This window comes from Pragia fontium DSM 5563 = ATCC 49100 (assembly GCF_900112475.1).
Taxonomy (GTDB): domain Bacteria; phylum Pseudomonadota; class Gammaproteobacteria; order Enterobacterales; family Enterobacteriaceae; genus Pragia; species Pragia fontium.
Genome location: NZ_FOLW01000024.1, coordinates 1 through 9153, shown reverse-complemented (window position 1 = coordinate 9153; position 9153 = coordinate 1). Strand labels below are relative to the sequence as shown.

Here is a 9153-nt window from a genome sequence, read left to right as displayed (position 1 = left end):
CCACTAAAGGAACGTTAAAGACCATGACGTTGATAGGCCGGGTGTGTAAGCGTAGCGATACGTTGAGCTAACCGGTACTAATGAACCGTGAGACTTAACCTTACAACACCGAAGGTGTTTTGATTGAGAATTTTCAGCTTGTGAACGGATTGAAGTGAATGGTTGTGTGCGTTGAGAGACGGACATGACGGTTTATGATACAGAATATGCCTGGCGGCGATAGCGCGGTGGTCCCACCTGACCCCATGCCGAACTCAGCAGTGAAACGCCGTAGCGCCGATGGTAGTGTGGGGTCTCCCCATGCGAGAGTAGGGAACTGCCAGGCTCCAAATAAGTGATAACCCTCAGCGAAAGCTGGGGGTTTTTGCGTTTTGGGCCGTTGAACTTTGCTGGATGTTCTGCCTATCTTCAGTGTCCTCATTTTATTCGGGGAGTTAGAGTCACCAATCCCTACAGGCATTTTTTTGGATGCTAATCTGAGGGAGAGACGGGCGTGGGGGTCGTAGCAGCTTTAGCTGCCGGAGTGCCCGTAGCGCGGCTAGGCCCGAAGCTCGCCAGGCTTAATACCAACTCCCCCTTTGGCTAGGCCCGAAGCTCGCCAGGCTTAATACCAACTCCCCCTTTGGCTAGGCCCGAAGCTCGCCAGACTTAATACCAACTCCCCCTTTGGCTAGGCCCGAAGTTCGCCCAGACTCAATACCAACTTGCTTTTACCTCTTCAGATCATTGCAATAAAATCCATTAAATATCATTAAGATGGCGATTTATCCATTCAGCACACGCTTTCTAACAATTAGATATAACCAAATCTATTTTTCCCTCTCGACATGTTATAAGAAAGACGTTATCTTTAGCGGTATAGAAGTCTAAATGTATAAACGTATAAATGGATATTTGAGGATTGAGTAATGCCGATTTGTATACCTGATGAACTCCCAGCCGTTAATGTATTACGCAATGAAAACGTATTTGTTATGACGTCAACGCGTGCCAGCCATCAGAATATACGTCCGCTAAAGGTACTTATTCTTAATCTTATGCCAAAGAAGATTGAGACAGAAAACCAGTTTTTGCGTCTGCTATCCAATTCGCCTTTACAGTTGGATATTCAGCTATTGCGAATCAATAACCATGAGTCGAAGAATACGCCGGCAGAGCACTTGAATAACTTCTACTGTAATTTCGAAGATATTCAGGATCAAAACTTCGATGGTCTAATCGTTACCGGTGCGCCGTTAGGACTCGTTGAATTTAAAGATGTGATTTACTGGGATGAGATTGAAAAAATCACCAACTGGGCCAAAGAGCACGTAACATCTACGCTGTTTGTTTGCTGGGCAGTACAGGCGGCGTTAAATATTCTCTACAATATTCCTAAGCTAACCATGACAGAAAAACTGTCTGGAGTGTATTGGCATAATATTGTGGAACCACTGGCGCCGTTGACCCGTGGCTTTGACGATCGTTTCCTCGCTCCTCATTCACGCTATGCGCATTTTCCTTCAGATGTGATTCGTCAGCACACCGATTTGGAAATTTATGCGGAGTCAGAGCAAACCGGCGCTTACCTGTTTGCCAGTAAAGATCGCCGCTTTGCTTTCGCAACCGGCCATCCTGAATATGATGCTCATACTTTATCGGCAGAATATTTTAGAGATTTCGATGCCGGGCTGGCGCCAGCCATACCGGAAAACTATTTCCCTCAGGATAACCCCGAACTACCGCCAACGGCTTCTTGGCGCAGCCACGGTTATTTACTGTTTAATAACTGGCTGAATTACTTTGTCTATCAAAGAACGCCATACGATTTACGCCAAATGAATCCAACGATGGATTAGTGTGCCGCAGACAGATACTCTTGATAATAATATGATTTGAAACGGATGCTGGATCACTCTGGCATCCTGCTTTTCTGAAGAGACAACGTGATGACCAAGACAGAACAACTACGTCAGCAACTAACCAAACGAATTTTGGTGCTTGATGGCGGTATGGGAACGATGATTCAAAGTTATAAGCTGGGAGAAAGCGATTATCGGGGGGCACGTTTTGCCGACTGGGAAAGCGATCTGAAAGGCAATAACGATCTATTGGTTTTAACAAAGCCTGAGATGATATCAGAGATTCATCATGCCTATCTGGAGGCTGGCGCTGATATTTTAGAAACCAATACCTTTAATGCCACGCCTATTGCGATGGCTGACTACCATATGGCGTCGCTATCGGCGGAAATTAACTATGAAGGTGCGCGCTTAGCCCGAATCTGTGCCGATGAATGGACGGCGAAAACGCCGGATAAGCCGCGCTATGTGGCCGGTGTTTTAGGGCCGACTAACCGTACAGCATCTATTTCACCTAACGTTAACGATCCGGCATTTCGTAATATCTCGTTTGATCAGTTGGTTGAAGCCTATCAGGAGTCTACTCGGGCGTTGATCGAGGGTGGGGCGGATATCATTATGATTGAAACCATCTTTGACACCCTGAATGCTAAAGCAGCAACTTTTGCGGTTGAGTCAGTTTTTGAACAGATGGGCGTTGAGCTGCCGGTGATGATTTCCGGTACCATTACCGACGCATCAGGCCGTACTTTGTCCGGGCAGACCACGGAAGCGTTTTATAACTCGCTGCGTCACGTTAAGCCGATATCATTTGGTTTGAACTGTGCACTTGGGCCAGATGAATTGCGTCAATATGTGGCAGAGCTGTCGCGTATTTCTGAATATTTTGTCTCGGTCCACCCGAATGCCGGCTTACCTAATGCCTTTGGTGAGTACGATCTTGGCCCAGAAGATATGGCGGTTCAGATTGAAGAATGGGCTAAATCTGGTTTCGTCAATATTGTTGGTGGCTGTTGTGGTACAACGCCTGCGCATATCGCCGCGATAAGTAAAGTGTTGGAGAAGGTGGCTCCTCGGCCACTACCAGATATTCCAGTGGCCTGCCGTTTGGCTGGTCTTGAACCTCTGACTATTGATAGCAAAACGCTGTTTGTTAACGTTGGCGAGCGGACTAACGTCACGGGTTCTGCTCGATTTAAGCGCCTAATTAAAGAAGAAAAATATAGCGAAGCGCTAGAGGTTGCATTACAGCAGGTAGAAAGCGGTGCCCAAATCATCGATATCAATATGGATGAAGGCATGCTTGATGCCGAAGCCGCCATGGTACGTTTTCTGAACTTGATAGCCGGTGAACCAGATATTGCTCGGGTACCGATTATGATCGACTCCTCTAAATGGGAGGTGATTGAAAAAGGTCTGAAGTGTATTCAGGGTAAAGGCATCGTCAACTCTATCTCCATGAAAGAGGGGGAAGAGAAATTTATTCAGCAGGCCAAACTGGTTCGTCGCTATGGCGCTGCCATGGTGGTAATGGCCTTTGATGAGGTCGGTCAGGCTGACACCCGCGCTCGAAAGATTGAGATTTGTCGCCGGGCTTACCAGATATTAACTGAGGTGGTCGGCTTTCCACCGGAAGACATTATCTTTGACCCGAATATTTTTGCCGTTGCTACCGGTATTGAAGAACATAACAACTATGCCGTTGATTTTATTGAGGCCTGTGGCGACATTAAGGCACAGCTACCTCATGCGCTGATATCCGGTGGTGTTTCCAACGTCTCTTTCTCATTCCGTGGTAATGAACCGGTTCGTGAAGCCATTCACGCGGTTTTCCTGTATCACGCGATTAAGAACGGCATGGATATGGGCATTGTAAATGCTGGGCAACTGGCGATTTATGATGATTTACCGGCGGAGTTAAAACTGGCAGTAGAAGACGTTATTCTGAATCGCCGGGCTGACGGTACCGAGCGTTTATTGGAGTTAGCGGAGAAATATCGTGGTTCAGGTAATGATGCTGAAGCGGATAAACAACAGGCGGAATGGCGTAGCTGGCCGGTGACCAAGCGTTTGGAATACGCTCTGGTTAAAGGGATTACCGAATTTATTGAGCTTGATACCGAGGAAGCGCGCCAACAGGCCGACTTACCGCTTGAGGTGATTGAAGGGCCGCTCATGGCCGGTATGAACATCGTCGGTGACTTGTTTGGTGAAGGAAAAATGTTCCTGCCGCAGGTCGTAAAATCTGCTCGAGTCATGAAGCAGGCGGTTGCTTATCTTGAACCTTACATTGAGGCCAGCAAGCAGAAAGGCACTGCAGCCGGTAAGATTTTACTGGCAACGGTGAAAGGTGACGTACATGACATCGGTAAGAATATTGTTGGCGTGGTCTTGCAGTGTAATAACTATGAGATTATTGATCTTGGCGTCATGGTACCTACCGAGAAAATTCTAAAAACTGCGCGTGAAGAAAACGTCGACATTATTGGCCTTTCCGGTCTGATTACACCGTCATTGGATGAAATGGTCAACGTGGCGAAAGAAATGGAACGTCAGGGATTTAACCTGCCGTTGTTGATTGGTGGAGCCACCACGTCCAAAGCCCATACCGCCGTAAAAATTGAACAGAACTACAGCGGAGCAACGGTTTATGTGCAGAATGCCTCACGCAGCGTAGGCGTGTGCTCAATGCTGCTTTCTGATGTTCAGCGGGATGATTTTATTGCCCGTACGCGTAAAGAGTATGAAACGGTCAGAATTCAGCATGCGCGTAAAAAGCCGAGAACGGCGCCGATAACGCTACAAGCCGCCAGAGATAACGGCTGGGAATGTGACTGGAACAGTTATACGCCGCCGGTAGCGAAACATCTTGGTGTACGGCAGGTCGAAGCGTCAATTGATATCCTGAGAAACTACATCGACTGGACGCCATTCTTTATGACTTGGTCGTTGGCCGGTAAATATCCGCGTATTCTGGAAGATGAAGTGGTTGGGGAAGAAGCCAAGCGGCTATTCGCTGATGCTAATGAGCTGTTAGATCAATTATCGAAAAATAACAGCATCACGCCACGCGGCATTATGGGGATTTTCCCGGCTAACCGCGTGGGGGATGATGTTGAAGTTTACGCCGATGAAACGCGTACAGAAGTGATTGCCGTTAGCCATCACTTACGCCAACAAACGGAAAAAACCGATTTTCCTAACTATTGTCTGGCTGACTTTGTGGCACCAAAACACAGTGGTAAAGCGGACTATTTAGGCGCTTTTGCCGTGACCGGTGGTTTGGAAGAAGATACGTTAGCGGATGCCTATGAAGCGGTTCATGATGACTACAATAAAATCATGATTAAGGCGTTATCAGATCGTTTAGCTGAAGGATTTGCCGAGTACCTGCATGAACAAGTGCGTAAAGAAATCTGGGGTTATGCCGCCGATGAAAACCTGCCGAATGAAGAGTTGATTCGCGAGAATTATCAGGGAATTCGTCCTGCGCCAGGCTATGCCGCTTGTCCTGAGCACACGGAGAAGTTAGCTATTTGGCAACTGCTGGATGTAGAGCAACGAATTGGTATGAAGCTGACGGAATCTTACGCCATGTGGCCAGGTGCTTCGGTATCCGGTTGGTACTTTAGCCATCCTGACAGTAAGTATTTTGCGGTAGCGCAGATTCAACGGGATCAGGTTGAAGACTACGCTAAGCGTAAAGGCATGAGTATCAGTGACGTTGAGCGTTGGTTGGCACCTAATTTGGGCTATGATGCAGACTAATTAAACAGGGTATATTGACTTGCACTAAGGCGACTTTAAGTCTATATTTTAAACATTATATGTTTTTATATAATATTAATTTATAGATTGAGGTGCTTCAGTGGATCAGAACAATATACTTTCTGATATTCAGTTAATGAGAGCCGCGGCGGGTAACGCTGCGGCTCTTTTGCGTGCGCTATCTAATGAAGACCGCCTGCTTATTCTTTGCCAGCTCAGTCAGGGGGAACTTTCCGTTGGCGAACTTGAGCAGTGTTTGGATATACGCCAGCCAACATTATCACAACAGTTAACGGTACTGCGCGCGGAACAATTGGTCAGCACTCGACGTGATGGTAAACGGATTTTCTACTCTATCGGTGATGAAAAAGTTTTAACTTTGCTGAATACGCTTTATCAGCTCTATTGCCCAATTTTGACAGAGGAGGAAGTATGAGTATCAACTGGATGGCTTTTACGCCCCTATCGGCTTTGATCGGCGGGTTGTTGATCGGCTGTGGCGCAGCGTTATTGATTATTTTTAATGGGCGCATTGCCGGCATTAGCGGCATTCTGGCCGGTGTTCTGACTGGGAAAGGTGAAGGTATCGGTTGGCGAGTGGCCTTTCTGCTGGGTATGATTTTGTCCCCTCTGTTTTACCTATTGTTTCAGCCAATGCCGCAAATTGATATTACGGTCGATTGGCCGGAGTTAATTATTGCTGGATTACTGGTGGGGATCGGAACCCGTTATGGTTCAGGCTGTACCAGCGGCCATGGTGTATGTGGCTTATCCCGTTTATCGTTGCGTTCTCTGGTGGCAACGCTGACTTTTATGCTGACCGGTATGATTACCGTTTGGCTATTTAATCCGTTACAAGGAGGCTGAGACGATGAAGCTAGTATTTGCATTCTTGAGCGGTTTGATTTTTGGGTTAGGGATGTTGATTTCAGGTATGGTGAATCCGCTGAAGGTGCTTTCCTTTCTGGATATTACCCGCAGTTGGGATCCCTCGTTAGCGTTGGTGATGGGGGGAGCGATAGCCGTTGGATTACTGGCTTTCTCATGGATGAAACGTCGGCAGCGCTCTTTACTTGGTGAAAGCGTTCAATTGCCGCTTGCACGTCATATCGATAAACGTCTGATTGGCGGTAGCGCTTTATTTGGTATCGGTTGGGGTATTGCCGGTATTTGTCCCGGCCCTGGTCTGGTTCTGTTAGGAGCTGGAGTAGCAAAAGGATTTATTTTCGTCGCGGCTATGGTAGCGGGAATGCTGATCTTTAACCTGATTGAACGTGCTCGTCATTGACAGATTCAGGCCATGCGTTGTTGCATGGCCTGATGCGATCTCTTTATGTTATTGCCCTAAAATTAATACAGTCCGATTGCCTTCCACCAAATCAGCCCTAAGGTCAGGAAAATTGCCTGATTAGCAAGACTCACCACAAAACCCACTTTCCACCAGGTTCCGGTAGGCACATATCCGGCTCCGAATAAAATAGGGCCACGGGCGTGGGAATACTGGGTTAAAGAGCAGTACAGACTACTGGTGAATGCCAGCATCAGAGCCATCGGTACAGCGGGAATATGCAGATTGATACCGACGCCAAGGAATACCGCATATAGCGCGGCAATCTGGGCATTTCCGCTGGCAAAGAAATAGTGGGTATAAAAATAAGCCGCATTGAGTAACAGCAGAATTAAAATCCAACTGCTGTCTCCTACAGCTCCGCCGATGTGGTCACCAATCAGATTACCAAACCAAGTGGTAAAACCCAGATTTTTTAATTGGTTGGCCATCATTAACAGTGCAGCAAACCAGATTAAAGTATCCCAAGCACCTTTCTCACTCTTCACATCTTCCCAAGTCAGCACTCCCGTTAGTAACAGAAATGACAGGCCAACAAAGGAAGCGGCGGTTGGATCAACGCCAAGTTGGTCGCCAAAAATCCACAGTACCAGTAACAAAACAACCGTAGCAGTCATAATCCATTCACTACGGGTCATGCTACCCATCTTTTCCAGTTCGGCTTTGGCAAGGTTTGGCGCATCGGGCGTATGCTTAATTTCGGGTTTAGTCAGCCAGTAGACTAATAGCGGAACAATGAGCAGAGAAGCCAAACAAGGAACCACTGCAGCAACAAACCAGCTTCCCCAGGTTAAATGTACGTCAGCATTGGCGGCCAGTTTCACCGCCAGTAGGTTACCGGTGTAGGCGGTCATAAACATCGCGGCGGTGACATCATTAACGTTACCGATACAGGTGATAAGAAAAGTACCGATTTTATTGCGTGATTGATCTTCCGGATTGGAATTAAAACTGCGCGCCAGAGAGTCAGCGATTGGATAGATAACGCCGCCGCATCGAGCGGTATTACTTGGCATGGCCGGTGACAGGATCAGATCGGCAAAGGCCAAACCATAAGCCAAGCCGAGAGTTCTTTTGCCCAATAACCGAATCATCTGCAATGCGATACGGCGACCTAAACCGGTTTTGATAAAGCCTCTGGCGATCATAAAGGCAACCACAATCAGCCAGATGAGTGAGCTATTTAAATCACTTAAAGCGGTGGTAATGGCCTCGACTGCCGTTGATGCGCCAGCGGCATAGGTCAGAGCAAATACCGTGATACCAATGAGGCCGACAGCTCCGATGGGCAAAACTTTAGTGACGATACAGGCAATGGTAGCAACGAACACAATGGCTGAATGCCAGCCTGGTTGACTGAGGCCTTCAGGTGGCGAAACGTGCCAGAGCACGGTGGCACATATCACAATGATAATCAGCGGAAGCCAATTAACCGGAGAAACTTTTTTTGCATTCACGGGTTATCCCTACTCTATAAAAAGAGAAGTAAAAAAATGAAATACTTAATTTGAGTTAAGAAAGGGCGTTAGCTAAATAAGTTTAGGCTATATATGGAAAAATATTGTGGATATTATTTCGGGCGAATCATGTTCTTTTTATATTGGAATATTGATTAAAAAGAGAGAGGAATAACCTCTCTTCCATCGGCTGACAAAATCTTAATACATGTTATCGACGGGAGAGACGGGCGTGGGGGTCGTAGCAGCTTTAGCTGCCGGAGTGCCCGTAGCCCGGCTAGGCCCGGCGCACGCTGTAGCTGAGTATTAATGCACTTCCGGCTGAGCACAATAGCCATATTCGCTCAGGGCTTTTACAGCCGGAATTATCACTACCGCTAATTTAACAAGGTTGGTCATCAAGAGGAGAGAGGCATAGCCTCTCTTATTTCTAACTGAATACCACGTCCTATGGACGTGGTTATCGACTTTAGGCTCTGCCAGTAAGGCTACTCATGGGAAAATCCGAATCTGTTATCCCCATAACTGATAAGGATTTAACCATGAGTAGATTCGAAAAAGCATCGCATGTGCTATGGCATTGTCAATACCATATAGTCTGGACGCCCAAATGCCGATTCCGAATATTGAAAAATAATGTAGGGAAAGAGGTGTACAGACAAATAAGAATTTTGAGTGAACAGCTCCATATAGAAATAGTGGAATTAAATGTTCAATTAGATCACGTTCATTTATTAGT

General features: G+C 46.8%; 7 protein-coding genes and 2 rRNA genes. 8 read left to right on the top strand and 1 reads right to left on the bottom strand.

All coding sequences use genetic code 11. From position 1 onward, the window contains the following. The 7 genes from BMZ28_RS17120 to BMZ28_RS17090 all read left to right on the top strand — a co-directional run. Positions 1–102: ribosomal RNA gene (locus BMZ28_RS17120) — 23S ribosomal RNA — on the top strand; the annotation flags it as partial. Positions 103–209: 107 nt separating this feature from the next. Then, positions 210–325: ribosomal RNA gene (gene rrf, locus BMZ28_RS17115) — 5S ribosomal RNA — on the top strand. 583 nt (positions 326–908) lie between these two features. Further along, entirely contained in the window at positions 909–1838 is a 930-nt protein-coding gene (metA, locus tag BMZ28_RS17110) for a homoserine O-acetyltransferase MetA (RefSeq protein ID WP_047782072.1), read from the top strand. A gap of 90 nt (positions 1839–1928) precedes the next feature. After that, positions 1929–5609 (top strand): methionine synthase, encoded by a 3681-nt coding sequence (metH, locus tag BMZ28_RS17105; RefSeq protein WP_074825138.1) that lies wholly within the window; start codon positions 1929–1931, stop codon positions 5607–5609. Positions 5610–5745: 136 nt separating this feature from the next. After that, positions 5746–6045: an ArsR/SmtB family transcription factor gene (locus BMZ28_RS17100; protein ID WP_047782792.1), complete on the top strand. Its 300-nt coding sequence runs from the start codon at positions 5746–5748 to the stop codon at positions 6043–6045. Beyond that, positions 6042–6476, top strand: a complete 435-nt coding sequence (locus BMZ28_RS17095; RefSeq protein WP_074825135.1) for a YeeE/YedE family protein — start codon at positions 6042–6044, stop codon at positions 6474–6476. Before BMZ28_RS17100 ends, BMZ28_RS17095 begins: the two co-directional genes overlap by 4 nt. A 4-nt stretch (positions 6477–6480) precedes the next feature. Beyond that, positions 6481–6897 (top strand): DUF6691 family protein, encoded by a 417-nt coding sequence (locus BMZ28_RS17090; protein ID WP_074825132.1) that lies wholly within the window; start codon positions 6481–6483, stop codon positions 6895–6897. Between the two features lie 62 nt (positions 6898–6959). Here the strand turns inward: BMZ28_RS17090 and BMZ28_RS17085 are convergent, their stop codons facing one another. After that, complete coding sequence (locus BMZ28_RS17085; RefSeq protein ID WP_074825129.1) at positions 6960–8414, bottom strand: DASS family sodium-coupled anion symporter; 1455 nt, start codon at positions 8412–8414, stop codon at positions 6960–6962. A 542-nt stretch (positions 8415–8956) separates the two neighbouring features. Here BMZ28_RS17085 and tnpA point away from each other — a divergent pair. Then, positions 8957–9153 (top strand): IS200/IS605 family transposase (gene tnpA / locus BMZ28_RS17080; protein WP_139211653.1); only part of this gene is annotated, 197 nt, incomplete at its 3' end.

Excerpts from the sequence above, each read along its gene's own strand:
- metA (WP_047782072.1), top strand. The coding sequence starts at position 909 with ATGCCGATTTGTATACCTGATGAACTCCCAGCCGTTAATGTATTACGC.
- BMZ28_RS17090 (WP_074825132.1), top strand. The coding sequence starts at position 6,481 with ATGAAGCTAGTATTTGCATTCTTGAGCGGTTTGATTTTTGGGTTAGGG.
- BMZ28_RS17100 (WP_047782792.1), top strand. The coding sequence starts at position 5,746 with ATGAGAGCCGCGGCGGGTAACGCTGCGGCTCTTTTGCGTGCGCTATCT.
- BMZ28_RS17095 (WP_074825135.1), top strand. The coding sequence starts at position 6,042 with ATGAGTATCAACTGGATGGCTTTTACGCCCCTATCGGCTTTGATCGGC.
- metH (WP_074825138.1), top strand. The coding sequence starts at position 1,929 with ATGACCAAGACAGAACAACTACGTCAGCAACTAACCAAACGAATTTTG.